Consider the following 26,971-nt stretch of genomic DNA (forward strand, 5'->3'; position numbering starts at 1 on the left):
CATTGGGTTAGGTTTGCTTGATAGTCTTCACATGTTGAAGAGTTCTTTGTTTGTCTTACTCTTTCTCTTGATTGGGGGAATCGGGCAGGCTCGCGTGTGGACAGATTCATTAGGAAGAAAGTTCGAGGGGACTCTGATTCGAAAGGATGGCGACTCGGTCGTTCTCGACATCGGTGGCCGTCAGCGCACCTTGGCTTTTTCTCAGTTGAGCCCGGCGGACCAAGCCTATTTGAAAGGAGGAAGGAGTCGTCGGTCCTCTGCAAAGGAGTCCGTGCCTTCGGTCCAGGCATCGAAAGCCCAGATTCAGGCGAATACTGGGATTCAGGTAGTACGATTAAGCGCGGATACGGTCAACAAGCGTTGGAGCTATGGTAGTCCGAACTTCGAGTTCATCTGCGATGACGATTTGGGGCTTCCGGTTGTTAGGGAGTTTGCGTGGATGTTCGAATCCGTGTGGCAGTTCGCTGCTCGCAAGCCCTTCGATCTTCCACGCCTGCGGGCGCAGCAGAAGGTTCGGATGAAAACGTATCTCATCAAATCCTACGCCGACTATGTGAAGATGGGGGGGCCTCCCAAGTCGGGTGGGGTCTTCATCTCTTCGCGCGACATCATTCTTATTCCTTATCAAAGCCTGGGAATTACGAACCACGGAGGCCGCTACCGGGTCGATTCCAAGGTCGGAAATTACACCCTGCGGCACGAGGTGGCTCATCAGCTGATGCTCGGTCAGAGTCAGCAGGCGGGCTGGTTCATTGAGGGGTCGGCCGAATACATCGCGACCGTTCCCTACCAGCAAACGCGGATGTTGGTGAGTCATCACCAGAAGTCGGTCATCGACTATCTGACAGCCTATGGATGGAACGGGCAGGGGGGACGGAATCTGGGGCGCAATCTCAAGCTGGCTCGATTGGAGAGTTTGATGAATCCGGATTATGCGACTTTCCAAAAGCAACCCAATGCCTATGCCTCTGCGCTGCTGCTCTACTACTATTTCATGAAGTTCGATGGGAAAAAGGACGGAGCCGCCTTGGCCGCCTATGTGGGAGAGCTGCAGTATGGCCGTCCCGAGTTTGTTGCGCGCGAGAAACTCCTCGCGGGCCGAAGCTATGCTGAGCTGGAAAAGCAGATGGCGGCAGCTTGGAATCAGGTGGGAATCCGGCTCACCTTCGAGTGAGAGCAGTCTTTTAGCCGGGAAATCCGAGCAAAAAAAAGACCTGTGAGCTTGGAGTGCTTACACAGGTCAAGAGGAGGAATGGTGCTCGATGCGGGATTTGAACCTGCGACCCCCACAATGTCAATGTGGTGCTCTACCCCTGAGCTAACCGAGCGTTCCTTTCGGGGCGGAGAAGCTATGAGCATTTTGCGCCGCTGGCAATGTCTTTTTTACGGTTCTTTTCAGTAATTTGAGTCGGGTCGTCCGGAGCTCCTAATTTTGGACGCGGGAGGAAAACTTGATAGACGTAGGAATGGTTTCCCGTTAAGGCTCCTCAGGATGGACAGACGAAAATTTGTGACCGCTGCTGGATCCGCTTTAGCCCTTGCTGGAGCCGGAAAGGGATTTGCTCAAGAAGCTGCTGAGAAGGAGGTCAAAGGGGGCTCCGAGCCCTTTAAAGTCTTGTTCGCCCCGACGGCCAAGCACTTTGGCCAGCACAAAACGATTGAAGAGTATCTCGGGACGATGCAACAGGCCCACGATGCTGGTTTCCGCGCTTGGGAAGACAATTGGCTGAGCCGTCGTTCTCCCGGTGATCAGGAAAAGGTGGGTGAGTTTCTGCGAAGCAATGGCATGACCATGGGGGTGACGGTGGTGACCACTGGTGGTGGTGCGCGGTGGGCTACGGCGTCGAAGGAACAGGCTGATGGTATTCTGAAGGATTGCCATGCCGCCGTGGAGGTTGCCAAACGGGTGGGGCACAAGTGGTTCACCCTGATTCCCGGAGCCCGGGTGGAGGATGAGCCTCTGGAGGCACAACTGAAGGCAACCGTCGATATGATGAAGCGTTGCAGTGATATCTTTGATGAGGCGGGCTTGGTCTACGTGATGGAGCCTCTTTCGCATCCCATGGGCGGGAAGCCGGTTCTCCTGGAGACCTTTAAACACGGATACGAAATGGCAAAGTTGGTGGACCGTCCTTCCTGTAAGTTGTTGGCTGACTTTTACCATCAGCAGCAGGTGGGTGGAGACTTGATCAAGAACGCCGACGAATGCTGGGACCAGATAGCTTACATTCAATACGGAGATGTTCCCGGGCGGAAGCAGCCTGGAACTGGCGAGATCAACTATGCGAATGTCACCAAGCACATCAAGGACAAGGGATACACCGGAGTCATTGGCCTGGAGCATGGAGTGCAAGGAAGCTCCCAAGATCTCATCGACTCCTACCGGGCGATCGATGCGGTGTTATAGATTCTGAATTACTCGCGATATTTTTCGGGCGTGCTCACCAAGTGGGCGCGCCTTTTTTATGTGCCACAGAAGGTCTCATGCACGACTTGCTCTGGAGTCGGGCGCTCTTCGTATTCGGCAAATTCGGGGGCTTCTTCGAAGGGGTGGGCCAGCGCGGCTGACAATTTTTCAAAGGGCTCGAAGTCTCCTCGATAGCCAGCCTGAATCACTTCCTCGACGCGGTGATTGCGTGGGATGCGAATGGGGTTGGCGAGCCGCATCTTCTCGAAGTTGGGGGCAGGTTCGACTGTTTGCCAAAGCTGGAGCCAGTTTTCACAGGCGGCAGGGTCGGAGAAAAGGGCCAGTAGGCCCTCGGTGGATTCCTTGTTGGCAACTTGCGTGAGACGGCGAAAGAAGAGGGTGAAGTCCACGGAGTGATTGGCAAGAAGCTCCAATGTGGTGCGGACGAAGTCCTCTGGTGCGCCTTCAGAGACCCCGAGCTTGGCACAGAAGCGGGCGTGATAGTTCTTTCCAAATTGTCCCGCGTATTCCGCCAACGCTTCTTCGGCGAGAACTTTCGCTTCCTCTCTATCAGAATCTAACAATGGGAGCAGAGCTTCCGCCAAGCGGCTCAAATTCCACAGGCCGATGTTGGCCTGATTGCCCCAGGCGTAGCGCGCATTGCGATCGATGGAGCTGAAGACGCAACCGGGATGAAACTCTTCCATGAAGGCGCAGGGACCGTAGTCAATGGTCTCGCCCGAGATGGAACAGTTGTCGGTATTCATCACCCCGTGGATAAAGCCGAGGCTCATCCAGTGGGGAATGAGGTTGGCCTGGGCGGCTATGACTGCCTTGAGAAAAGCCAGAGGGGGATTCGCGGTCTCGGCGGCGGCTGGGTAGTGGCGGTTGATGGCGTAGTCTGTGAGAACTTGAATTGCTTCCAGGTCCTCACGCGCCTGAAAGAATTGAAAAGTTCCCACTCGCAGATGACTGGCCGCCACCCGGGTAAAGACTCCTCCCGCGACCATGCCTTCCTGCCTCAGCACGGTCTCGCCAGTGGTTACCGCGGCGAGAGCCCGCGTGGTGGGAACTCCCAGCGCATGCATGGCCTCGCTGACGAGGTATTCCCGCAACACCGGACCCAGAGCGGATTTGCCGTCGCCTTGTCGGGAAAAAGGAGTGCGCCCCGAGCCCTTGAGCTGAATGTCGCGACGTCCTTCCGAACCAACCACTTCACCCAAAAGGATGGCACGTCCATCACCCAGCTGTGGTGAAAATCCACCGAACTGATGCCCGGCATAGGCTTGGGCGAGGGGCTCCGAACCTTCCGCGACCGCATTGCCGGAAAAGACATCCAAGGCTTCCGTTGTGCTGAGCCAAGAGGGATTGATACCTAAGTCTTGCGCCAGATTGGGATTAATTTTGATGAGCTGGGGGCTGGGCACAGCTGTTGGTTCTTGCTCCGCAAAGAACCGGTCCGGCAACCGTGCGTAGGTATTTTGAAACGGAATGGGTGTGGTAGGCATCGTTTTGAGAAAGGTAGGGGGCATTCGAGAGATGGCAACTCGAGAGGTTTTTGCCTAGTGAAAGTCGTGGGAGGAGACGTCCAGGGTGCCCGGGAGGCCTCCCAAGGGCCAGAGGTTGTGGGTGTAGACGGAGGCGACGCCGCCTCCGCCGATTTGCACTGAGCCTTCGATGCGGAGGAAGGGCTCGGTGGTGATGGTGAGGAGGTGGTGCTCGAAGGTTTTTTTAGGGAACAAAGATATTGGCGATTCCGGTCTCGTCTTCGAGAGAAACGAAGCAGTGGCCTTTCGCGGTCAAATAGGGACTTTGACCAAAGGTCTATGAGGCGTCTTCCCCCTTGCTGCTACTTGAGGACGATAGCGAAACCAGAATGATTCGAGAGATGCCTCTTTCCAATCCTGGTAATCACAGATTTTAGCTCTGGGTGTTGTGAAGTTCTGTTTGAGTTTCTAGCGCCTTCTGTTCGCGGAAAAATTTCGCGAAATTTTTTTGTAACCTCTCATCATCTTTGACGAAGGGGAGGGTGAGATGAAAAAACCCAATGCCTTTCCGCTCGTTGTCTTAATGCTTCTGGTCGCCATTTTGGCGTTCGTAACTTCCCGTCGAAGCGATGAGGTGGTCACCGGTTCCGAACCCGGGGCTAAGCCGTTGACAGTCATTCCGGTCAAGCGTTCCGTGGCATCGGTGACCGTCGACCAGAAGCTGCTTCCCGCGCTCACGGAATTCGACCAGTGGTTGGAGGGGCATCTGCAGGCTGGTGCGGAGGCTGAAGTCGATTTGGCGGTGGTTCGTCGACTGGCCGAGGCGCGCGGGGAGGCGATGTTGGAGCTCGTGCAGGCCGAACCGCAGCGCGCCCTGCAGCAGTCTTTGAAATGGCATCAATGGGTGGCTTTGCCGGAGGAGATTCAGGAACTCGTGGAGCAGCCTTTCAGTGAGACCGGATCGTTTTTTCATTTGGCCAATTGTCTTCTCGAAGGGCATCGCTCGGATTCGTTCGAGCCCTTCTACATCGAGGTTGAGGGGGAGACTTCTACTGCTCATGTTTATGGCCGTCGATTGACGGGGTTGTCGGAGGTCGACATTCCGTTGCAGGGGATTCGTATTGGGGGACATGCCGCCTTGTGGTCCCGGCCCATCTTTGCTCTCGACGAGGCTGACTATGCTGCGGTGACGAACCTTTTTGGGAAAGGGAACCAGCGGGAGGACTTGGGTGAGGTGGCGGTTCCTTCTTTGATGGGAGGAAAGATTTACTATTTTGCTGATGAGGCCGAGCGGGAAGCCGCGGCAAGGAGTCTAGCTGAAGCGGAGGCTCTCCCTGGACCCTATGGGGGGCGGAATCTGCTGGCAGCGTCGGGTGGAGTTGGAGATTTCGGGGGCGGAGGAATCGGGCATGGCGATCTCGCAGCGAGTGAATGGACCGAGACCAACAAGAAGGTGTTTCTGATCAATATTAAGTATTCAGATACCCCCTCGACCACTCTCACCGCAGCTCAGCTGCAGACTCGATTGAGCGATGCCTCCGCTCGCATTTCGGAGATTTCGTATGGGAAGACTGCTCTGGAATTTCATGGCATTGCTGAAGTCAGTTTGTCGAGCGACAGCTTCTACTACGAGAACAGTAATCTGGGTGTTGATACGCGGGTTGAGACAATGGCGGCGGAAGCGCGCCTAAAATTGTCGCCAGCGCAGCTCGCGTTGTATGATTCAGCAGATCTTGTGGTTCATGCCCACCCGCAAACAAGCATTGGCTATTTGGGCTTGGCCACTACTGGGGGGCCTAATCTTTGGATGAACGGAACCGCTTCGGTGCGGGATTATGTACATGAGTTCGGTCATAGCTATGGTCTGGGTCACGCTAATTATCAGTGGGCGGACGCGCGCGGGACTTATGTTCGAACCGACCATTCCTTCCAATCTGGCAATAATATTTTAAAAGCAGAGCACCTGGAGTATGGAGATCGTTTCGACATTATGGGTGGGGGTGCAGACCTGGCTACGGGTGATTTTCACGTCAGAGGTAAGAGGCTGCTGAACTGGATCGAGCCCAACGGGGTGCATGAGGTGAAGTACAGTGGAAACTATCGAATCTCGGCTTTCGACCATGGAGCCGCGTCGACAACGAGCAAGCTTGGGCTGCGAGTGGAGAACGGATACGGTGATATTTTTTGGGTGGGCTATCGCGCGAACTATGACACCAGTGATCCTGAAAGAAATGCTCATCTGGGAGCGACCATCGTGCGCCAAACGGGGAATTCACACAGCCTCATCGATGGCACTCCATGGTCGCAGGATGACGAGTTGAACGATATCAAGGATGCCGCTTTGCCAATTGGGGAATCTTGGACCGATGCGACAGGAACCCTACGCATCAAGGTCATCGGCAGTGGAGGCACGCTGCCGAACAAGACTTTGGACCTTCAAATTTCGCGCACCGTGGCGCGAATGGAGCTTTGGCAGGATGCGCAGGAGACTGCCGAGGGCCTGGTTGGAAGCTATGTCGATTCAGTCGTGAACGCAGTGGGAGAGCCGGATTGGCGAACCACGAGAACGATCGCCGGAACTCGCGTAGACAGCGAACTGGATTTTATTTCCGAATCGTCTTGGGGAACTCCTTCGGATGTGAACCTCACCGGAGGAACGGACGGAGTTTGGAAGGATTTTGCGGTGCAGTGGGATGGCTATCTCAGAGTCAACAATTCGCTCAGGCTGCGCACGCGTTCGCAGGACGGTTCTCGGATGCTGATTGACTACAATGGAGACAACACCTTCGATCTAGCTACTGAAGTCGTGGATAACAACTGGGCAGGCGAGTCAACCTTGCCCCTCGAGGGGGATCGGAGCAATCTGCTGTCGCCAGGTCTGTATAAATTTCGAGTGCAATACAGTTCAGGCGCTGGGCTAGATCATCTGGAGCTGGTAGTCGACGATCACATCTTCGACTTTAGCACGGACTTGGCCGCTACACAGCCGGGACTCATGGGAAGCTTTTTCAATCAGAGTCTCCGGAGCAATTCTTCGCTTGATTGGACAAGCGGGGTCAATGTTGATGGCACCCGAATTGATCGGCTGCCTTTCTATCGCACGAGTAACTTTAGTCAGCCCGAAATAGCTGATCCTCTCCCGGGGATGGGCTCTGACTGGGATGGTTTTTCGGTGCAATGGGATGGCTACCTCACTTTGAACTCTGGGGCTAGTTTCACCTCGCGAAGTGACGATGGGAGCCGGTTCATGATCGATTGGAATGGCAACGGTGTTTTTGGCCCAAATGAAATCACGGACAACGGATTGGGTGATGGTCAGTATGTGACCCTCGGGGAGACTACTTTTTGGCCGAGCGCTGGAACCTATAAAATGCGCATTCAATATGAGGAGGGGACAGGTGATAATATCTATCAATTCCTAGGGCGAGCCGGGCAGGATGACCATGGGAACTTGGCTGATTTCGCCTCGCTGATCAATGATAGCTTAGTGGTGGATGGCGAGCTGTTCGCCAATGATAAGGACTACTTCCGTTTTGAACTCACGAGTGAGACCACCGTGGCGTTGGGGACTACCGGTTCTACCGACACCTTTGGAACCCTGCGTTCTTTATCGGGAGCGGAGATCGACACTGATGATGATGATGGTCCTGGAAATAATTTTCTGATCACTCAAACTCTCCAGGCAGGAAGCTACATCCTGGAGGTGAAGGGATACAATGAGACGGCAACGGGAGGGTATCGGATTGTCAACGACAAGATCATGCCCGAGATTCAGCTTTCCGGTTCCATTGGCCTCACCATCGACCGTGGCGATAGCGTTCCGGACCAGACCGTCACGCTGACTAATGTCGGGAATGGGGTTTTGAATTATCGGGTTTTTCCGGTGGGAGCCTGGTGGGTCACAGCTTCGGTTTCAGAAGGGACCTTGCCGCCGGGGCAGTCACAGGACATTGTTTTGGAATTTGATACCAGCACTCTGGGTGGTGGATTCTCGCTCTCCTCTTCACTAGGCATCGAATCTCTTGACGATCCCTCCTTATATGAAAGCACAGGGGTATCGGTCACTATCAATGGACCAAGCGATGACTATGGTGGGCGACCGCAATCAGCGAAGACTTTGCCTGCTACCGTCGGCGTGCTTCAGGCGGGTAATATCGAAGTTGGTTTTGATGAGGACTGGTTCGAATTTGTGCTCACTGAGGCTGCGACGATGGAAGTGTGGACCTCGAGCTCAATGGATACGGTGGGCGCGCTTTACGATTCGGAAGGAATGGCTTTGCCTCCAGGCAATGATGATGCGGGCGGAATTTTTGGAGATCAGTTCCGCATCGTACGCGAGCTTACGGCCGGCACATATTATATCGGGGTGCGTTCCTTCGGTGTGGGTACCGGGGACTACTTGCTGCACGCCAATATTCATCCCGAGGAGCTTCCCTTTGACTTCACGAATCCGGTGCTTTCCCCTGGAGATACCATTATTCCCATTGGTTTGGCGGATGGCACCCCGACCAATCCCAGTAGCTCTCCGGCATCGGGGGACGAAGATGTCGCCAGGGTGATTGATCGGCGGTTTGATACCAATTATCTTAACTTTGGGCGCAATAACACCGGTTTCATCGTTACCCCGAGCGTGGGGTCGAAGCAGGTGAGGGGATTTGTGATGGTTACTGCGGACGATGAAGAAAACCGTGACCCCGTGGGTTGGGAACTCTTTGGAACCAATGAGGCTATCGTGAGTGCCGCGCATAGTGAGGGCACCGCTGAGAGTTGGACCTCCATCGCGGCGGGAACGCTTTCGTTGCCTTCGGCTCGCGAGACAATGGGAAGCCTGGCCGTGTTCCCTAACGATATGCCCTATGCTTCTTACAAGTTGTTGGTGACCAGTCTAAAGGGACCCAATCCAGAGGCGATGCAGGTGGCGGAGGTGCAGTTCATCACGGGCGCCGATGTCCCTGAGGTGACGAGCCTTGCCGATTCAGGTGCCGGCTCTTTGCGGAGTGTTCTCTCAACCTTACCCAGTGGTGGCACCATTATTTTTAATGAGAGTTTGAGTGGCGGGGTGCTGCGCTTCGAAAGTGGTGAGATCGCTCTTGATAGTGAGGTCACCTTGGATACTTCGGCACTAGCAGACGGCTTGACCTTGCAAGGAAATGGTGAGAGCCGCTTGTTTAATATTTCAGAGAACGGAGGCTTGCACCTCTCGGGAGTCAATATCACCGGTGCCAATCCCGGCACGCTGTGGGGAGGCGCCATTCGGTCGGAGGGCGTGCTGACGATTGAAGATTCAGCGGTCTTTGGAAATAGCGGCGGGAACGGCGGTGCGATCTACTGTGAAGACAACGCTCAACTGGTTCTCCGCAATGTCACCTTTGCCCACAACCATAGTAGCGGTTTTGGTGGCGCGGTGAGGTTGCGGCATGCCACCACCGAGGCTTTGATTGAAAATTGCACCTTCAGTCAAAACACCGCTGCGACTGATGGGGGAGGGCTGAGTTCATCGGGTGTACTCACCATTCGCAATACCATTCTGGCAGATAATGATGCGGGTGCGGCGGCAAAGAATTTTCATCGTCCAACCACTCCCGTTCTTCAAGAGGGGAACTTGTTCGATGTTGAGGTAGCGTTGCTTCCCCTAGGCTTCTATGGCGGGACGACCGCTTCGATGCCTCCGGCCAATGATTCGCTCGCCCTCAACGCGGCCACTGGAACGAGTATTCCGGTATTCGATCAGAATGGCTTCGCCCGCTTGGGGGTGGCAGATGCTGGGGCTGCAGAGGCTCGGGAAGTTCTCTTGGAAGGAGTTTTGACGGGCCCGCCCGGGGAGATCACTTTCACGACCAGCGCTCCGGCGAGTGTGATGACCATGCTTGAGTTCAGCTTCGACTTGGAGGCCTTCAACCCGGATCCTACTACTCTCGGGAGCGGAGATTCGGCGGCGGAAGTTGTTTTTGGAAGTGACAAAGCCTTTGCGCGAAGCCGTCTCATGAGCAGCTTCTCAGAAGGGTTGCGCGCTTATTGGGGGTTTGAAGGGGATGCTGATAACTCGGCCTATGCCCTTGGCGATCTTGCGAATAGTGAAAACCTGAATGGAACCTGGGGAGGAGACGCGCAAACTGGTGACGGAGGGATTCTTGGGGATGCCGCCTTGTTCGATGGTGATGGAGACTTCATCGCAATTTCTGGAGAAGTGGTGGAGGATGAGCCTGATTCTTCCTTCACTGTCTCGTCTTGGTTCCGTGCTGATGCGGTGCCGAGTGGAAACGATCGGATGTTTGTTTATGAAACGAGTCCAATTTTTACACACTCTCTAAGCTTATCCGAAGGTTCTGTTTTAGCTAACACCACTATCCAATTCTTCCTTGATATTGCTGGTAGTCCTGATGATGGGGTCATTAAATTCGAGCTGCCCGATTCCGAGGTTGTAGGCCAAGTCTTTCATAGCGCAGTGACTTTTGACCAAGGCAGTAAGACCTTTACGGTTTACCTCAATGGTGAAGAGGTGGGCTCCGAGGTGCTTACTGGTACGCTCTCGAACTTCGACTCCTTCCGAATTGGGACCTATCGCGATGCCGATGGCCGCTGGTTTGATGGCGTCATCGATGAGGTCGCGATTTGGGAGAGAGTTCTGTCGCCCGCCGAGATTCCGCTGCTTTACAATGGAGGAGAGCCCGTTCGGTTGACTCCGTAAGAGGGCTTCGAATAGGGAGCGCGTGGTTTAGGACTCTGCTTTGCATAGATCTGTAAGCGAGTCCGTTCGGCTTGTGCGGGTTTCTTGGGTGGGCCGTTCCTTTCGGGGTTTTTGTTCAGCAGCCGTTGAAGGAATGAAGGTTTTTGGCCTGGAGAAGTCGACCAGTCCATCCCAAGCGAGGCGCAGTCTCCAACGGCAAATCTTTTTCAGTGAAAGTCGTGGGAGGAGACGTCCAGGGTGCCCGGGAGGTCTCCCAAGGGCCAGAGGTTGTGGGTGTAGACGGAGGCGACGCCGCCTTCGCCGATTTGCACGGAGCCTTCGATGCGGAGGAAGGGCTCGGTGGTGATGGTGAGGCGGTGGTGCTCGAAGGTTCTTTTGGGAACAAAGATATTGGCGATTCCGGTCTCGTCTTCGAGAGAAATGAAGCAGTGGCCTTTCGCGGTCTGCGGGCGTTGTCGGCAGATGACCATGCCGGCGATCTGCACGTAGGAACCGTGGGAGAGGTCTGTGAGTTGGGAGGCGGTCTTTAGGTGTTGGACGTTCAGCTGTGAGCGTTCAGCGCTGGACTTTGAATCCTGAAGTTGGCTGCGCCAGAGCTTCATGGGATGGGGGCCGGTGGTTTGGCTTTGGGTTGCGAAGTCAGAGGCAATGCGTTCCCACGCGGTCATCATGGCGAGGGCTTCCGCTCCCTCTAACGCGCGCTGTTCATCGTTCGGAGTTTGGTGTGGTAGGTGCGTGAAAAGCTCGAGCTGAAGGGGGCGTTCGACTTGCCAGAGAGCATGGCGGCGGTGTTGGACGTCGGGGAGATTGTTGAGGGCACCGGTTTCGGCCAAGAGGCGGCGCTCTCTTTTGTTGAGTCGAGCTCGTTGGAGGAAGTCGGCGAGGCTGGTGAAGGGCGATTTTTCGCGTTCTGTTAGAATGCGTTCGGCGGTGGCTTGGGGGAACCCTTTTAAGCGGTGAAGTCCGAGGCGGAGGGCTTCCAGGGGGGGATTTGGGGATGACGGGATTTTGTGATTAACCGCAGAGTCGCTGAGGTCGTTGAGGTGCGCAGAGTTTGGCTTGGTTAGAGTTTTTCCAACAGGAGATGAGGAGGAGAGGCGAGGTTGGATGGATGAGGGTTTGCTTTGGTTTTTGAGTTTTTGAGTTTTTGGTTTTTGCGGGCTAGTAAGAGAACGATGTTCGATTGCTGGCTCTTCTTTCGTTTTTGGTTTTTCCGAATCCTCAATCGTTGTCTCCCAGAAGCTGTTCACCACACAGACTGGTCGCGCGCGCACCCCGTGGCGCTTGGCATCCTGCAGGAGGGTGTTGACGTTGTAGAATCCCATGGGCTGGTTGTTGATGAGTCCGGCGTAGAATTCCACCGGGTGATGGACTTTGAGCCAGCAGGAGGCATAGGCGATGAGGGCGAAGGAGATGGCATGGGATTCCGGGAAGCCATAGAGGGCGAACGACCCGATGGAATGAACGACCTTTTCCTGAACTTCCTCCTCAATGCCCTTGGCAGTCATGTTGTGGCGGAGCTTGTCGGTGACCGCTTGCATCTTTTCATCCGAGCGCTTGAAAGCCATCGCGCGGCGGAGCTCGTCGGCCTCGGTTCCCGAGAAGTCGGCGATGAGCATGGCCATGCGGAGCACTTGTTCTTGAAAGAGCGGAACGCCGAGGGTGCGCTTGAGGACGGGCTCGAAGAGGGGATGAATGTAGTCCACTTTTTCAAAGCCCTGGCGCCGATTGAGATAGGGGTGAGCGAGCTCGCCTACGATGGGGCCGGGCCGGATGATGGCCACCTCTACCGCGACATCATAAAAGCAGCGGGGGCACAGGATGGGCAGGGTGTTCATCTGGGCGCGGGACTCGACCTGAAAGGTGCCCACGGTATCGGCGGCGCACATCAGGTCGTAGGTGGCGGGATCGTCTTTCGGGATTTTCGCGATATCGATCTTCTTTCCACGCTGGTGGCAGAGCCGAATGGAGTCTTCCATCGCTGCCAGCATCCCGAGCCCTAACAGATCGATTTTGACGATGCCGAGGTCTTCGCAGTCGTCCTTGTCCCACTGCACGATGGTGCGGCCGGGCATGGTGGCGGGTTGGAGCGGGACGACGGCATCGAGCCCGTCGTCGCAGATGATCATCCCGCCGGAGTGCTGGCCGAGATGGCGGGGTAGGGATTGGAATTGCTCGAATAGATAGGCCAGGGCCTTGAAGCGGGGATGGCTTTCGGGGACCCCGGCTTCGATGATGAATTGGTGGTGGGGAGTGTGTTCGGCGATGCGTCCCTCGGGGACTTCTTTCGCGGGATCGGAAGCGCGCGGGGAGGCGTGCACATCGGAGAAGCGGTTGGCGGTTTCTTCGGAAAAGCCGAGGACTTTGGAGACTTCGCGAAAGGCCGAGCGCGAGCGGTAGGTGATGACGTTGGCGGTCATGGCGGCCCCGCGGGGAGCATACTTTTGGAAGACATATTGAATCACGGATTCGCGGCGTTCGCCCGAGGGGAAGTCGATGTCGATGTCGGGCCAGGACTTGCGGTTCTCGGAGAGGAAGCGTTCGAACAAGAGGCCGGACCCAATGGGATCGGCGGCAGTGAGTCCGAGGAGGTAGCAGACCACGGAGTTGGCCGCCGAGCCTCGTCCCTGGCAGAGGATGCCCTGCGAGTTGGCGAAGGAGACGAGGTCGTGAACGATGAGGAAGTAGCCGGAGAAGCTGAGCTTGCGAATGAGGGCAAGCTCTTGGGTCAGTTGAGCGGTGACTTTTCTACTAGATTTCCCGTAGCGGCGGGGGATGCCTTGGTGGCAAAGCTGAGTCAGCATAGCGTGGGCGGCATCGGGGTCGTCGCGATGTTCGGGGAGGAGCGAGGGGAAGCGGTAGCCGAGATTTTCGAGAGAGAACTCGAGGCGTTCGTGGAGGCGGAGGGTTTCGTGGAGGGCTTCGGCATGGTCGGGGAAGAGGGCGGCCATGGCACTGGAGGACTTGAGGTGGCGCTCGGAGTTCTGGCCCAAGAGGGTTCCGGCTTCGTCGAGGTTGGTGTGGTGCCGCAGGCAGGTGAAGACGTCGGCGATGAGCTTGTCGTGCCGGGTGGCATAGAGGGGGGCGTTGGAGGCAAGGAGGGGAATGCGATAGCGATCGGAAAGCTCGCGCAAGCAGCGGTCGAGGAGTTGGTCGTTTCGGGTGAGGTGGCGGGTGAGGACGAGGTAGAGGTTTTCGCGGCCAAAGACTTGGAGGAGGGTTTCGAGGTGGGCGCGGGCCGCTTTGTTTTTCCCTTCTAACAGATAGCGGTGCAAAGGGGTGCCGGGGTGTCCGGTGAGGGTGATGAGGTCGCGCACGCGATGGCGCGCGAGGTCGAGGTCTTCGCGAAGGAGGGTGGTGGCGAGATGATGATCGGTGAGGAGGCGGGAGAGATTTTGATAAGCGAGTCGACTGGGGCAGAGGCAGGCGAGGGTGAGAGGATGCGGGTGGGGAGAGTAGTCGGGGTGAGGAACGGATAGCTCCAGACTGGCGCCGACATGAGCCTTGAGCCCGAGGCTTTGCGCCGCCTGATGGGCGCGGGCGGAACCATGAAATCCCAAGTGATCGGGCTGGGCAAAGCCGGGTTGCCCCAGGTCTGCCACGCGTAGGGCGAGGGCTTCGGGGTGGCTTCCGCCGCGGAGAAAGGAGAAGGCGGAGAAAGCGAGGTGTTCGACGAAGGGGGGCATTGTTCAATAATCTGGATGCTGGTTTTTTGAGGGGTTTGGGGTTGTTCGTTTTTTGACGCAGAGGCTCAGAGTTGCGGAGTGAACGCAGAGATTTAGGATTTGAGATTTGAGATTTGAGATTTGAGATTTGTGTCTTGTGTCTTGTGTCTTGTGTCTTGTGTCTTGTGTCTTGTGTCTTGCTCGAACGGAGCCATTCGATTTTCGAACCATCAGTAGTGCCCATTAGTAGTATCCCTCAATTTGCCAATGATGCGGAGGCTGGTGCGTGAGGCGGGAGAGGGGGCCGCGATGGAGTTGCACGTCCCATTCGTGACCCGTCCAGCGCTGGGCGCTTTCCCACCAAGTGCTTTGCAAGATGAAGGGGCCGGAGACTTCGCGGAGGGGGCCGGGGTAGGGGCCGTCGAGGAGGACTTGCGGAGTTTTTTCCGGAGTGGTGAGAACTTGCACGGCGAGGGGCGGACGGAGTCTGCGCAGGGGAAGGGTGCTGGTGAAGAGAGCGTGGGCTGCGGTGTCGCCGGGCTTTTCCCGCGAGCGGTCAAAGAGAGATTCGGGAGGCAGAAGTTGGTAGCAATCGGGGCGAAAGCTATCAGTCGCTTGCGGCACCCCGAGGGCGTCGCGGCCGAGACAGGCGGAGAGTTGATTGAGGGTGTGGGCGAATTGGTTGGGATCGCGCAGGGCCTTTTGAAAGAGATCGTGCTGGGAGCGGGAGGGACGGGTGACGGAGGCATCAAGGGTGAGTGCGATGACCGGGGCGGGAGCGGTGAGACCGTTGAGATGGGTCTCGATAATGCGCAGGAGTTGGTCCTGATCGGTGGTGGGTTCGGGGATACGTAGGGTCGAGAGATGGTGGGTGTGATCTTCGAAATGAAGGGTGAGAAAGAGTCCGTCGGGGACGCGTTGGTGGGCTTGCAAGCGGGCGGCGAGAGTGTGGAGAAAGCGCCGGAGCAAGAGGAGCAAGGAGTCGAGGGTCTCGAGTGGGTAATCGAGGTCGAGGTGTTGGCGGTAGTCTTTGGGAGGGCGATAGAGGGTGAGGAGGCGATGATGACGACCGGTTGCGATGTCGTGCAGGAACGCGGCCTGGCCTCCGAGCCGTTCCTGCAAATCAGGACGTGGCAAAGTGGTGAAGTCGTTGATGGAACGGAGTCCCCAGGAGGCGAGAGTGTGGGCGAGGTCGTTGTGTTCAGGGCCAGGAGGGAGAAAGGTGGCAAGCAAGAGGGGGAGGGGGGCGTTCTGAAAATTTGAGCCTGCGATGACGCTGAGGTGGGCGAGGTCGGGGGTGGGGGCGATGGCTTGTTGTAGAGGGAGGCTGGTGAGGGCGGAGAGAGTCGGGGGAGTGTTTTTTTTCCAGCCTAAGAGCAGGGTGTCGGGGCGAGTGACTTCGAGGTCGGGGGAGAGGTTGCGGGCGACGTGAAGTAATTCTTGGCGAAGGAGGATTTCGTTCTCAGGTTTGGGTTCAAGGATTTGTAAGGTTGGGCAGCGGGCCAAGGCTCGTGGAGTGGGAATGCCGATGAAGAGCCCCCATTGCAGGGCCGCGGAATTGAGGCAGGTGAGCTGAGATTTTTTTGCGGCGAGATCGTGGCCGTTGCTGAGGGCCAGGGGGTGTTCCCAAGCGTCGGGTAATCCCCAAGTCGCAGCCCGGAGGGGAAGGGCGGGGAGATGGAGGGCGAGGAACATGGGGGGTGGTTGTCGGTTGTCAGTTGTCAGTTGGGCAGGAGGCAGTTTTGGTTGTTATTGGGTGATTGGGTGATTGGGTGATTGGGTGATTGGGTGATTGGGTGATTGGGTGATTGGGTTATGGACGTGGGACGTGGGACGTGGGACGTGTTTTGTTAGAATTAGAGAAAGAGGCGTTCCGTCAGCCCCAACGGGGCGAAAGAGCAAAGCCCGGGGTGAAACCCCGGGACAAAGGCTGAACCGATGATTGAGCGAGGTAGTGATCCGAAAGTTCTGAGGGGTGGACACGAAGCGAGAGGAGGTTGCGTTGGGGTTGGCAGGGTTGGGTGTTGAGAGGTCGGTCGCAGGCTGGCGCTGGGGCGGGAGTTTTTGAACAGACTTCGAGAAGGGGAATGAACTGTCGGATCATTGGCTCGTCTGGAATTTCTGGGTGGGTGAGATCTCGGGGTTGCACCCCGGGCTTTGCTCTCTCGCCCCGTTGGGGCTGGGGGAGGTTGCGGTATTTGGGCTGGGGCTGCTTGAGCTGGGGCGATTGGTCTTTGGTCTTTGGTCTTTGGTGATTGGTGATTGGTGATTGGTGATTGGTGATTGGTGATTGGTGATTGGTGATTGGTGATTGGATCTTCTTTCCCGGTTTTCATCCATGACTTGTTAGGATGGTTTGGGTTTTGAGGGGGTGGCTTTGGAGTTTGGTGAAGAGTTGGTTTCGCAGTTGGCTCAGGTCGTGGAGGGAGAAGCTGTTTTCCAATTCATATCGAGCGGCAGCGGCGGCGATGAGCGGGGCGGGAGTGAGGGCGAGAAGGGAGGTTCCCGAGCTTTCCGCCAAGGTGCGGAGGCGATACCAGGAGGAGGAGGGAATCTGACGGAGTTCGCGCAAAGGGGTGAGCGAGCAGTCGAGCAAGACGAGGGGAATGTTACCGTCGCGAACTAACAAGTCGGCGGCTTGAAGTGATTTTTTGGGATTGGCCGAACGGAGCCAGAGCAAGGGCCGTCGCGGGCGATAGGAGGCGGGGTCGAAGTGATCGCCGGGGTCGATGAGGGCGAGAGGGAGTTCGCGGTTTTCCGGTTCGTCTTCCAGTAACTGCGAAAGGAGTAAGGAGGATCCCGAAACCGAAGGTGGGGTTACCAATTCGGTAATTGTTCCCTTTGGTAACGGGGGCATTCCCCGGAGTTGGTAGCTTTCCGCTGCCGGGCGATCCTCGTGCGCAGCCGGAAAACGCTCGCGCAATTGGCGGCGCAGCTCGGAAATGGGCACGGCAGACATGTGTTCAAAAGAACATTTAAAGAGGGGGTAGTCAAGAGGATTTCAAGGGGGGAGTTGCTTTGAAATTGGACCAGGATTGATGAGATAGATTAGATTTGGGTGGCCGAATTGAGAAGGGGGCTTGGCAATAAGCTGGGGTTGTTTATTGGAGCGGTGGGGGCTGGGTTCGTTTCCGCTTGGTTAGGGCCCGGGTGTGTTGGGCCTGTGATTTCGTGACGACTGAAGTCGACACTCCGTGACGGTGTTAGGTGGGGGGCGCGCTAGAGGCCGGGTAGTTGCGTTTTGCCCAATTCTTCTTCGATGATCGCTTCGCAGATGCGGATCTGTTCTTGTCTGCGTTTGCGGGCTTCGGCGGCGAGGACCTGGAGGCCGTCGACGTCGTAAAGATAGACTTCGTCGATGTCACCGACGAGGGGATCGATGTCGCGGGGGACGGCGATGTCGACCATTAGAATGGGGCGGTATTTGCGGCGGCGGCGCACCTTTTCGATGTGCTCGGGCTTGATCACGTGGTGGGGCGCGCCGGTGGAGGAGATGATGATGTCGACCTTTTGCAAGGACTCTTCCCAATCGTCGAAGCGGATGGCAGAACCCCCCATTTCGTCGGCGAGCGCGACGGCTTTGTCGTAGGAACGGTTGGTGACGAACATGCTGTGTGCGCCGCGCGAAAGGAGGGACTGGGCCGTGGTGCGCGACATTTCGCCCGCCCCAATGACCATGACCTGGGAGTCCCGCAGGTGGCCGAAAATCTTTTCCGCCAAGTCGACCGCGACACTGCCGACCGAAGTCTGGCCTTCCTGAATGCCGGTGGAGTTGCGCACTTTTTTCCCGACCGAAAAGGCGCGCTGAAAGAGTCGGTTGAGGACCCCACCGGTGACTCCGGCTTCCAGTGCGGCGGCATAGCCTTTCTTCACTTGGCCAAAGATTTCGGTTTCGCCGAGGACCATGGAGTCCAGTCCACTGACCACGCGGCAGAGGTGGAAGGCGGCTTCGCGAGCGTGCTTTTCGTAAAAATGCTCGTCGGTGGTGAGCCCGAAGCGGGTCTGCAGGTGGTCGGCGAGGGCGACGGCGGCAGCCTCGATGGACTCGGCAGCGAGGTAGAACTCGGTGCGGTTGCAGGTCGAGATCACGACCCCTTCCGCGATGGTGTCACAGGCGACCAGCGCGGTGGATTCCTCCCCGAGGTGGGTGTTGGCGATGGAGACTTTTTCCCGTAGCTCGACGGGAGCGGTCTCGTGGTTCAGGCCCAAGCAGAAGAGTTTCATGGTCGTGCTGCTAGAGGATGCCAAAGGCGAAGATGGAGACGAGGAAGAGGACCACCGATGAGAAGGCGAGCTTGTGGGGGGGCAAACCGCGAACGTAGGCGAGGGAGACCAGAACCGCATAAGCGATCCAGACAATCGAGGCGACCACGAGGTGGACGTTGAAGCCCAAGTTCGGCGTCAGGAAGCCGGCCACGATCCCAATGGTGAGAATGACGAGGCCGATCAGCAACAGGCGTTTGGTGGAGTCGATGAGGTTGTGGACCGAGGGGAGGTTGTTGAAGAGGTTGCCGGTGAGCTTCTTCTCCTTCAGCAAGTGGTCGAGAATCACGAACATGATGCCCGAGACGGCCGCGAGGGTGAGGGAGCCGAAGGAGAGGACGGAAAGGGCGGCATGAGCCTCGCGCCAGGCATCGGTGCTTTCGACGTGCGGGGGATTGGGCGTCATGAGCTCCGGGATGAGAGCGATGAGCTGCAGAATCACCACCAGAGGGGCGGTGAAAAGGCCGAGCAGGGACAGGCGATAGGTCGGGCCGACCATCAGGTAGAAGAGAACGAGGGACCAGGAGAGAAAGGCCAGAATTTCGCCCGGGTCGGAGAGAGGGCAGGCGCCTCGCATCTCGCCCCGCAGACCGAGAGCCATCAATTGGGCGATAAAGGTGAGGCCCAGCAGGGGCAAAGTCCATCGGCTGCGGTGCCCGCCGAGAAGGGAGCGCCAGGCGTTAACAGCCGCAAAGGCAGCGAAGGCGGTAGCAAGGGCAAGAAGCCAGCGTTCGGTCATGGGTAAAGGCGCTAGGAGGGGTTAGTCGAGACTGAGGGAGGGTTTTCCCTGCGTCCGATACTGGGCGCGTCGCTCTCTTTTCTCACGAGAGTCACTGTAGTAGTGATCGTCTTTGTCGCGATCATAGCCAAAAAGACCTTCGACGGCGGATTCCGCAATGGCAGCGCAACTGGTTAGGAAAAAGGGCAGAGCCATCGAGCAGGAGAGTAAGAGAATTCTTTTCATCCGAAGGGCGAGGGAGCGAAGCTAACATGGCGCGAAGTTAGGTGCAACCGATGGAAGCGATTAGATTTCAGTCCTCACTGGTGAACTCTCTTTAGCGTTTTGGGATGGGGAGGAGGCTGCTAGGGATGGAGGTGATGACCCCTTCCTACCCCGACTATCCCACCGCATTGCGCGAGGTCTTCGGCTTTGATTCCTTGCGTGGGGGGCAGCAGGAAGTGGTGGAGACTTTGTTGGAGGGGCGCTCGGCCCTGGCGATTTTTCCCACCGGGGGTGGCAAGAGCCTGTGTTATCAGTTGCCGGCGCTGATGTGGCCGGGATTGACTCTGGTGGTCTCGCCCCTGATGGCATTGATGCGCGAGCAGGTCGATGTGTTGCGGGGACGGGGAGTGGCGGCGGAGCGGTTGGACAGCTCGCTGGATAGGGACGAAGTGCAGGAAGTCTATCGCAAGCTGGGCGCGGGGGAGATTCAGCTGCTCTACGTGGCGCCCGAGCGTTTTGCCAACGAGCGCTTCCGGAATGCGCTCAAGGGAAGCTCCATCGAGCTGCTTGCGGTGGATGAAGCCCACTGTATCTCGGAGTGGGGCCATAATTTTCGACCCGATTATCTGAAGCTGGCGGAAGCGGCGGTCCAGTTCGGGATCAAGCGTTGTCTGGCCCTCACCGCGACCGCGACCCCCGAGGTGGCCAAGGATATTCAGAGGGCCTTCGGGATTGCGAAGGAAGACGCGGTGCAGACCGGTTTTCGCCGCGAGAACCTGGCGCTCCATGTCACCCCGTGTTCCTTGGCCGAAAGAGACGAGCTGATTGCGGAAAGAGTCGCGGCCACCGAGGGCCCGGCCATTGTCTATGTGACGCTGCAGCAGACCGCCGAGATAGTCTCGGGGATTCTTCAGCGGGCGGGGATTTCCGCACGGGCCTACCATGCGGGGATGCGGGCGGAGGCTCGCGAAGAAGTTCAAAGCGGCTTCATGGAGGATAAAGTGCGTGTCGTGGTAGCCACCATCGCCTTCGGGATGGGGATCGACAAAAGCGGGATTCGTGCGGTCTTTCACTACAACCTGCCCAAGACCTTGGAGAATTATGTGCAAGAGGTCGGACGGGCGGGGCGTGATGGCCAGCCAGCCCACTGCGAGGTGCTCGCCTGTCTGAATGACCTCATCGTCTTGGAGAATTTCATCTATGGAGACACTCCCGACCAAAAGGCGATCAAGAGCGTGGCCGAACACGTTCTCCTGGTAGGGGAGCATTTTGACCTCAGTCTCTACGACCTCAGCCGCAGCTGTGACGTCAAGCCCGTGGTGATGGAGACCTTTTTGGCCTATCTCGAGCTGGAGGGCTGGATTGAGGCCTTGGGAGCCTTTTACGCTGAGCGGGCGGTGCGTTTTCTCCGTGGGCAGGCGCAGACTCTCTCCGGACACAGCCCGGAGCGGCAGGAATTCTTGCAAAAGCTCTTCGTGACTGGTCGGGAAGGCCGTAGCTGGTTGTCGTTCTCGCTGGAGGACTCGGCAAATACGCTCGGGGAGCCTGTCGACAAAATCGCCAAGACCTTCGATTGGCTCGAGTCCCATGGCGACATCATCGTGAAACCCTCCAAGGTCCGCAAACGCTACCGCCGCTTGAAGGAGGCGAATGCGACCATCGTGCGTGAGCTTGCAGAGAAAATGGCCCGAGTCTTCACCGGACGGGAAGAACGCGATGTCGCCCGCCTCGAGAGTGTCGTTGACTTTCTGGGAGAGACCGAGTGCCTCACGACCCACCTCTTGGGTTACTTCGGAGAGAAAGATGCTGAGCGTTGTGGAAAGTGTAGCGCGTGTCTCGGCCTGGCCCAGCCTTTGCCGGAGAGAGCCTATCCGGAGCTCAGTTTGGAAGATTTGGAACTGATTCAAACTCTGATGGCAGAGCGGCAGGCGGCTTTGCGAAATCCGAAACAGATGGCTCGCTTTCTGTGCGGAATTGCCAGTCCGGCGAGTGCAGGAACGGGTCTCAAGAGGCATCGAGCCTTCGGGATTTTCGCAGATTTGCCCTTTCAGGAGGTATTTCTTGCGGTGGAAGCACTTGGGAATCGACGAATATAAAGGCCGGTTTTCGCCCTTTGTTCTTCAAAGATGGGCTCCCAATCGGGGTGAGAAGGCCTCTGTTTTTTCTCGGGAGAGTTCGTGTGGTTGGCTCTTAACTCTCTGTTTTTCAGCTTATTGCTCTTCTTTTTGAGAGGAAGTTGACTGGGAGAAATTATTTAAGATTAATTAAATGTCATGATATTTAGAACCTTAATCTTATAAAATTAATAAGAGCGCGTTATTAAGAATTTATAAAAACTACTTCCCTTTCCGGATAATTTTTATAAAACAGATGTGGCCTTTGGAACGAAACACTGCTCTAAAGCGCCGAACACCCGTTCAACCCGTTCACCCTGTTTAATGAATTCTGCGAAAATTGTTCCCTTCGAGGCCGCGTGTCCCGAACCCGAGGAGAAGCCGCTCTATGAGCTTCGGTCTCGGAAGCGGCCGGGCATGGCTCATCAGAAGTTAGTCGTCACCAGCTTCATGGGCGATCTGTTGGCGATCATCCTGGCGCTTTGTGTGGGCTATCTCATCCGTTTTGAAACCGTTTTGGGCTCGATTGGAGTCGAAGACTTGAGCCTGACGTTGAAAAGTTACGTTGGGCACTTGGTCTTTGGAACCGTGGTGATGATGGCTCTGGCGATCAACTATCGTCTCTATGACCCCAAGCGCTTTTTGACCTTCCGTCCAATGGTGAAAGCGATCTTTCAGGTCTGTGTTTCCTGGTCTGTTCTTTTCCTTTCGTTGGCTCTGGTGCTGAAGATTGACCCTGCGATTAGCCGGATTTATTGCGTAGTTGCCGGCAATGCTGCGATGGTGGCCCTTTTGGGATGGCGCTATGTTTTCCACACCGTCATTCGCTCTTGTGCATGGGGCAAAGCGCTTCGCCAGAAAGTCGTATTCCTCGGATGGAACGAGGAGTGTGAGGCCGCTGTGAGCCGCATGACTGGTGGAAGCACGGAGTTGATTCAGGTCGCTGGAGTGATTCGCCCGCAGGACGGCAAGTTCGAAAGCGAGCCTCCATTCAATGTTCCGGTTCTGGGTGAGTTCGCGGACTTGCGTCAGGCGATTCGCGCTGAAGACGCTGACATGCTTATCGCCGTTAACGGGGCCGCTGACCGTGTTACTTTGATGGAGGTTTCCGAAATCTGTGGTCGCGAGTTCATCGATTTCAAGCTGGTTCCGAGTTGCTTCCAGGTTCTTGTTTCCAGCCTCAAGCTCGAGACCGTCAACGGCATGCCACTTCTCGGAGTGGGCCAGCTTCCTCTTCACCATGCCTTGAACAGCATCATCAAGCGTGCCTTCGATATCGTGGGAGCACTTGCTGGTCTCGCAATCTTTGGCCCAGTGATTGGTCTTTTCATGGCCATGGTGCGTGCCGAATCCAAGGGACCCCTCATCTACAAGCAGGTTCGCCTTGGATTGGACGGAAAGCCCTTTGAAATCCTGAAAATTCGCAGCATGAAAATCGACGCCGAGGCCAGTGGTTCTCCCGGTTGGACCGTCAAGGACGACCCTCGCTGCCTGAAGGTCGGAGCCTTCATGCGCCGTTGGAACATCGACGAGCTGCCTCAGTTCTGGAACGTTCTTCGTGGCGACATGAGCCTGGTCGGTCCTCGTCCCGAACGCCCTGAGTTGATTCAGGACTTCAAAGAAGAAATTCCGCACTACAACTTGCGCCACAACATCAAGCCAGGCCTGACCGGCTGGGCTCAAATCAACGGCCTTCGCGGTGATACCTGCCTGAAAACCCGTATCAAGTTCGACCTCCACTACATGGAGAACTGGAACTTCCTCTGGGACCTTCGCATCATGGCCCTGACCTTCTTCAAGCGCAGCGGAGCCTGTTAATCTAATCTCAAGGAACAAGTAGCAAAAAAGGGGCGGTCTGGGTAGGCCGCCCTTTTTGTGTCCGAGAAAAAATCCAGGGCCGAAGAGTTTCAAACCCAGACAACAAGGGGATTTTGCAGCTTCTCTGCCGAACTTTTCGATTGTCATTACATGGTTTTGGGGCCATCTTATCGACGCGCGCCGCTCTGGCCGCAGTTTAACTAACCAAAGGAAAATTATCGCAGGACCGCCAAGAAGACGAGGAGGGGGAGGCCGCAGACGCGGCGGAAGAGGCCGTGGAGGCCCGGGGTTTAAGAAAGACAACATCCGCGCCAAGGATGGTGAAGCTAAGGCCGTGGAGGTCGAAGGAACCGTTAGCGCGGTATTGGCTGGCACCATGTTCAAGGTGGAGTTGCCGAGCGGTCACGAAGTTCTCGCCCATATCTCGGGCAAAATGCGCAAGCGATTCATTCGTCTGGTCATCGGGGACAAAGTCAAAATGGAGATGTCTCCCTACGACACCTCCAAAGCCCGTATCGTCTACCGATTGGGTTGATAGAGGCGAGGCGGCTTCCGCTGGTCCTCACGACTTCTTCAGAATTGAACTGACGAAAAGAGCAGTTCCAGGTTAAGACTGAAGCTATCGAATGCCGCAACACTGGGAATACTGGTTTCTGGCGATCCTGATTGCGGTCGTCTTTCTTTCTTTCATCAAAGAATGGGTGGCCGTGGAGGTCGTTGCCATTCTGGGGATGTTCCTTTGCGTTGCCGTTGGCATCCTTCCATTGCAGGGGATTGCGGGGGCGTTGAGTGTCTTTTCCCACCCCGCGCCGCTGGCCATTGCCTGCATGTTTGTGCTTAGCGCCGCGCTGGAGCGAACCGGTGTGATCGAAACTCTGGGGGACTGGTTTGAGGAATTGGCAGGCAAGACGGAGAAGACGATGTTGCTCTGGCTCATTGTCATTGTCGCCTTGCTCTCCGGCTTCGTGAACAACACGCCGGTTGTAGTGGTGTTCATGCCCATCATTTTGGGAATCTGTCGGCGAAAGGAGTGGAAGGCTTCCCGCTTCCTCATTCCGCTGAGCTATGCGGCGATTGTGGGTGGGACGGTGACCATCATTGGAACTTCGACCAATCTCATCGCAGCAGGCATAGCCGAGGGACAGGGATTGGAGACCTTTGGAATGTTCGAGGTCACCAAGATGGGAGTGATCTACTGCGTCATCACTGCGGTCTATCTCTACTTTTTCGGTCGCAAGCTCCTCCCTGATCGGACGACCTTGGCCTCGCTCATCGACACCGAGAGTTCCCGCGAGTTCATCACCCATGCTTACCTCAGCAAGGGTTCTCCCTTGGTCGGGAAAGAATTTGGCGAGACTCCCTTTGCCAAGATTAAGAAGCTCAGGCTCATTGAGGTGCGCCGCAACGGTCTGCGGGTTCGTGTTCCGCTGAAGGAGATACGCTTCCGCGAGCTCGACGAATTGTTCTTCAAGGGAAGCCCGGATGGTGTGCTTGACGTCTCCAAGACCGAAGGGATCGAAGTGAAGGGGAGCCAGGATGAATTCGGGCTCGAGGGGGTTCAGACTGAGTCCGCCATGCTGATGGAGGGAATTGTGGGCCCGGAATCGACCTTGGTTGGCAAGTCTCTTTCCGAAATCAAGTTTCGCCAAAAGTTCGGGGTCATTATCCTGGCGGTGCACCGCCGCGGAAAAAACCTGCAGGAGAAGTTCGAGGATACGAAGCTGGCCTTTGGTGATACTCTCCTGGTCCAGGGATCTGCGGAAAAGATGCGGCGCCTCTTCGAGCAGCGTGACTTTGTCAACTTGAGTGCTCCGACGACCAAGGAGTTTCGGACCAAGAAGGCTCCTTGGGCCATTGGTTCTTTGCTGGTTTTCGTTCTTTTGGGGGCTCTGGGTGGCTTTGGAGTCATTGACAAGATCCCGACGGTGCAGCTGGCCCTGGGTGCGGTTATCTTTGTGATGCTAACGGGCTGCTTGGATCCCAAGGAGGCATATGAGTCCATCGACTGGCGCATCATCTTTCTGATCATGGGCATGCTGGGAATCGGTCTGGCGATGATCAACTCCGGTCTTCTGGGGGCAATCGCCACTCAGGTTGAAGCCATCTGCGGAGGGATGGATCCACGCTTGATCATCGCGTTGATCTATCTGCTGGCTGCGGTTCTCACCGAGTTGGTTAGCAACCAGGCGGTGGCGGTCTTGCTGACTCCTCTGGCAATGCAATTGGGAGTTCAAATGGGGATCGAGCCCCGGGCGCTCGTAGTTGCAGTGATGTTTGGGGCCTCGGCCAGCTTCTCGACCCCGATTGGTTATCAAACCAACACCTATGTCTTCGGGGCTGGGGGATACAAGTTTGGCGACTTTTTCCGGATAGGATTCCCGCTGGCCGTCATCCTCTGGATCACCGCCAGCTTCCTGATTCCAATTTTCTGGGGGATCTAGTTTTGAACGGCTGGGCCGGGATTGTTGGCATACATCAATGTGCACCAGGGCAGGCAGCCGCCAGCTCTGGATTCAGGACGATTTTTGAGAGCGGCTTTCTTTGTCCAAGGCGCATCGAGAGATCGGCGGTTATGATAGTGGTTATAGACCTTCTCATACATTTTGCGGAGACGGCCGCGCGAGTCGTCAGAGATTTTCTTGTAGTGATATCGACCCTCGAAGCTCTTGTAGGGCTCGTAGGGGACCTCTTCGCCCAAGTTGTATTTGGCGGTGTATTCGAAGCCCTTGAGTAATCGGTTGTCTGCTTCGCCGTAGAGGTCGACTCCTTGAAGCCATGCAGTCTCGGCGGTGTTGGCAAGGAACTCGAGACCCATTTGGGTGTGACCCTGATCGCGGCCACTTTCCTGACATTGCCCGGATTCCTTGAAATAGTTGCGGATTGCTCCATTTCCCTGACCCTTCCGGTAGTAATCGACGGCGCGGTCAAAGTATTCTTGGTCGTCGAGGTAGACGCCCATCGCGATCATAGTTTGCATCATGGAGGCATCCCAATTGCCATTCGCGGAGGGGTAGAAGTCTTGAATGATAGGATAGAAAATCTCGCGAAGCATTCTGGAGAACTGCTGCTGATTACTCTCAGGCCAACCGTCCCAAGTGTGCTTGAGTAATTCGGCGGCATTGACGAACTGATGACCTGACATCCCAACGAGGAGGCGGGCGTCCTTGTTGGAGATCGACTCGAGAGTAGACGACCAAGCGTCTAGAATCTCGGCAGCTTTCTTGGCGTGGGCGGCCTCGCCCGAAAGGGTCCATTGAAGGGCGTGGGTGTAGGCGGCGGAGCCATCGGAGGTGAAGTCGCTGGAGCCGATGTTTGGGTTGTTATAGGAGCCCCGCTCGACGTGGGGGTAGGGCTGCGGCTTCCAAGCGAGACTGGCAAAACGCGAATCCTCGAGCTCCTCCCAGGCCTGCTTCCATGGTTGTTTCTCTTCCGCGATCATGCGGCGGACAAAGTCGAGGCTATCCTGACTGTGAGCGACCCCGGGATGGGTAAAGTTGGCCTTGGCCAGAGTAGAAAACAGGAAAACGCAGAGAAGGCAGCGGATTGGGGTGATGCAGAAGCGAGCGGACATGACGGGTCGCCATGT

General features: G+C 56.5%; 16 protein-coding genes and 1 tRNA gene. 7 read left to right on the plus strand and 10 right to left on the minus strand.

Annotation, left to right across the window (positions count from 1 at the left end; all coding sequences use genetic code 11):
* Positions 1 to 31 precede the first annotated feature (31 nt).
* A complete protein-coding gene (locus IE099_RS12260; RefSeq protein ID WP_189570231.1) occupies positions 32 to 1,174 on the plus strand; it encodes a hypothetical protein in 1,143 nt (380 codons plus the stop codon).
* 79 nt (positions 1,175 to 1,253) lie between these two features.
* Here IE099_RS12260 and IE099_RS12265 read toward each other — a convergent pair.
* Positions 1,254 to 1,328, minus strand: a tRNA-Val gene (locus IE099_RS12265).
* A gap of 164 nt (positions 1,329 to 1,492) precedes the next feature.
* Between IE099_RS12265 and IE099_RS12270 the strand changes: the two genes are divergently transcribed.
* Positions 1,493 to 2,407: a TIM barrel protein gene (locus IE099_RS12270; RefSeq protein ID WP_189570232.1), complete on the plus strand. Its 915-nt coding sequence runs from the start codon at positions 1,493 to 1,495 to the stop codon at positions 2,405 to 2,407.
* Between the two features lie 56 nt (positions 2,408 to 2,463).
* On the opposite strand, the gene IE099_RS12275 is transcribed toward IE099_RS12270, so the two are convergent.
* Both IE099_RS12275 and IE099_RS12280 read right to left on the minus strand, forming a co-directional pair.
* On the minus strand, positions 2,464 to 3,915 hold the full coding sequence (locus IE099_RS12275; protein WP_189570234.1) for a protein adenylyltransferase SelO: 1,452 nt from the start codon (positions 3,913 to 3,915) through the stop codon (positions 2,464 to 2,466).
* A 54-nt stretch (positions 3,916 to 3,969) separates the two neighbouring features.
* Entirely contained in the window at positions 3,970 to 4,149 is a 180-nt protein-coding gene (locus IE099_RS12280) for a hypothetical protein (RefSeq protein ID WP_189570236.1), read from the minus strand.
* Positions 4,150 to 4,441: 292 nt separating this feature from the next.
* Here IE099_RS12280 and IE099_RS12285 point away from each other — a divergent pair, with 292 nt between their 5' ends.
* Positions 4,442 to 10,582: a LamG-like jellyroll fold domain-containing protein gene (locus tag IE099_RS12285; RefSeq protein ID WP_189570238.1), complete on the plus strand. Its 6,141-nt coding sequence runs from the start codon at positions 4,442 to 4,444 to the stop codon at positions 10,580 to 10,582.
* Positions 10,583 to 10,788: 206 nt separating this feature from the next.
* Here the strand turns inward: IE099_RS12285 and IE099_RS12290 are convergent, their stop codons facing one another.
* The 6 genes from IE099_RS12290 to IE099_RS12315 form a co-directional block, all read right to left on the minus strand.
* The gene (locus tag IE099_RS12290; protein ID WP_189570240.1) at positions 10,789 to 14,268 is read right to left on the minus strand and encodes an error-prone DNA polymerase; all 3,480 of its coding nucleotides are present in this window, start codon (positions 14,266 to 14,268) and stop codon (positions 10,789 to 10,791) included.
* A 222-nt stretch (positions 14,269 to 14,490) separates the two neighbouring features.
* Complete coding sequence (locus IE099_RS12295) at positions 14,491 to 15,942, minus strand: DinB/UmuC family translesion DNA polymerase (RefSeq protein WP_189570242.1); 1,452 nt, start codon at positions 15,940 to 15,942, stop codon at positions 14,491 to 14,493.
* A gap of 637 nt (positions 15,943 to 16,579) precedes the next feature.
* Complete coding sequence (locus tag IE099_RS12300) at positions 16,580 to 17,206, minus strand: hypothetical protein (protein WP_189570244.1); 627 nt, start codon at positions 17,204 to 17,206, stop codon at positions 16,580 to 16,582.
* A gap of 260 nt (positions 17,207 to 17,466) precedes the next feature.
* Positions 17,467 to 18,471 (minus strand): glutamyl-tRNA reductase, encoded by a 1,005-nt coding sequence (hemA, locus tag IE099_RS12305; RefSeq protein WP_189570246.1) that lies wholly within the window; start codon positions 18,469 to 18,471, stop codon positions 17,467 to 17,469.
* 10 nt (positions 18,472 to 18,481) lie between these two features.
* A complete protein-coding gene (ccsA, locus tag IE099_RS12310) occupies positions 18,482 to 19,249 on the minus strand; it encodes a cytochrome c biogenesis protein CcsA (protein WP_189570248.1) in 768 nt (255 codons plus the stop codon).
* Positions 19,250 to 19,270: 21 nt separating this feature from the next.
* Positions 19,271 to 19,474: a hypothetical protein gene (locus tag IE099_RS12315; protein ID WP_189570250.1), complete on the minus strand. Its 204-nt coding sequence runs from the start codon at positions 19,472 to 19,474 to the stop codon at positions 19,271 to 19,273.
* 134 nt (positions 19,475 to 19,608) lie between these two features.
* Here IE099_RS12315 and IE099_RS12320 point away from each other — a divergent pair, with 134 nt between their 5' ends.
* From IE099_RS12320 to IE099_RS12335, 4 genes are all read left to right on the plus strand, one after another.
* Positions 19,609 to 21,549, plus strand: coding sequence for a RecQ family ATP-dependent DNA helicase (locus IE099_RS12320; RefSeq protein WP_229809501.1), 1,941 nt, complete (start codon positions 19,609 to 19,611; stop codon positions 21,547 to 21,549).
* A 342-nt stretch (positions 21,550 to 21,891) separates the two neighbouring features.
* Positions 21,892 to 23,385 (plus strand): sugar transferase, encoded by a 1,494-nt coding sequence (locus IE099_RS12325; protein WP_189570254.1) that lies wholly within the window; start codon positions 21,892 to 21,894, stop codon positions 23,383 to 23,385.
* Between the two features lie 334 nt (positions 23,386 to 23,719).
* Positions 23,720 to 23,920: a translation initiation factor IF-1 gene (infA, locus tag IE099_RS12330; protein WP_189570256.1), complete on the plus strand. Its 201-nt coding sequence runs from the start codon at positions 23,720 to 23,722 to the stop codon at positions 23,918 to 23,920.
* A gap of 91 nt (positions 23,921 to 24,011) precedes the next feature.
* Positions 24,012 to 25,826 (plus strand): SLC13 family permease, encoded by a 1,815-nt coding sequence (locus tag IE099_RS12335; RefSeq protein WP_189570258.1) that lies wholly within the window; start codon positions 24,012 to 24,014, stop codon positions 25,824 to 25,826.
* Here the strand turns inward: IE099_RS12335 and IE099_RS12340 are convergent.
* The gene (locus IE099_RS12340; protein ID WP_189570260.1) at positions 25,823 to 26,956 is read right to left on the minus strand and encodes an alginate lyase family protein; all 1,134 of its coding nucleotides are present in this window, start codon (positions 26,954 to 26,956) and stop codon (positions 25,823 to 25,825) included. The two genes, IE099_RS12335 and IE099_RS12340, sit on opposite strands and share 4 nt — an antisense overlap.
* Between the last annotated feature and the right edge of the window lie 15 nt (positions 26,957 to 26,971).

The organism is Roseibacillus persicicus, from assembly GCF_014651675.1.
GTDB classification, from domain to species: domain Bacteria; phylum Verrucomicrobiota; class Verrucomicrobiia; order Verrucomicrobiales; family Akkermansiaceae; genus Roseibacillus; species Roseibacillus persicicus.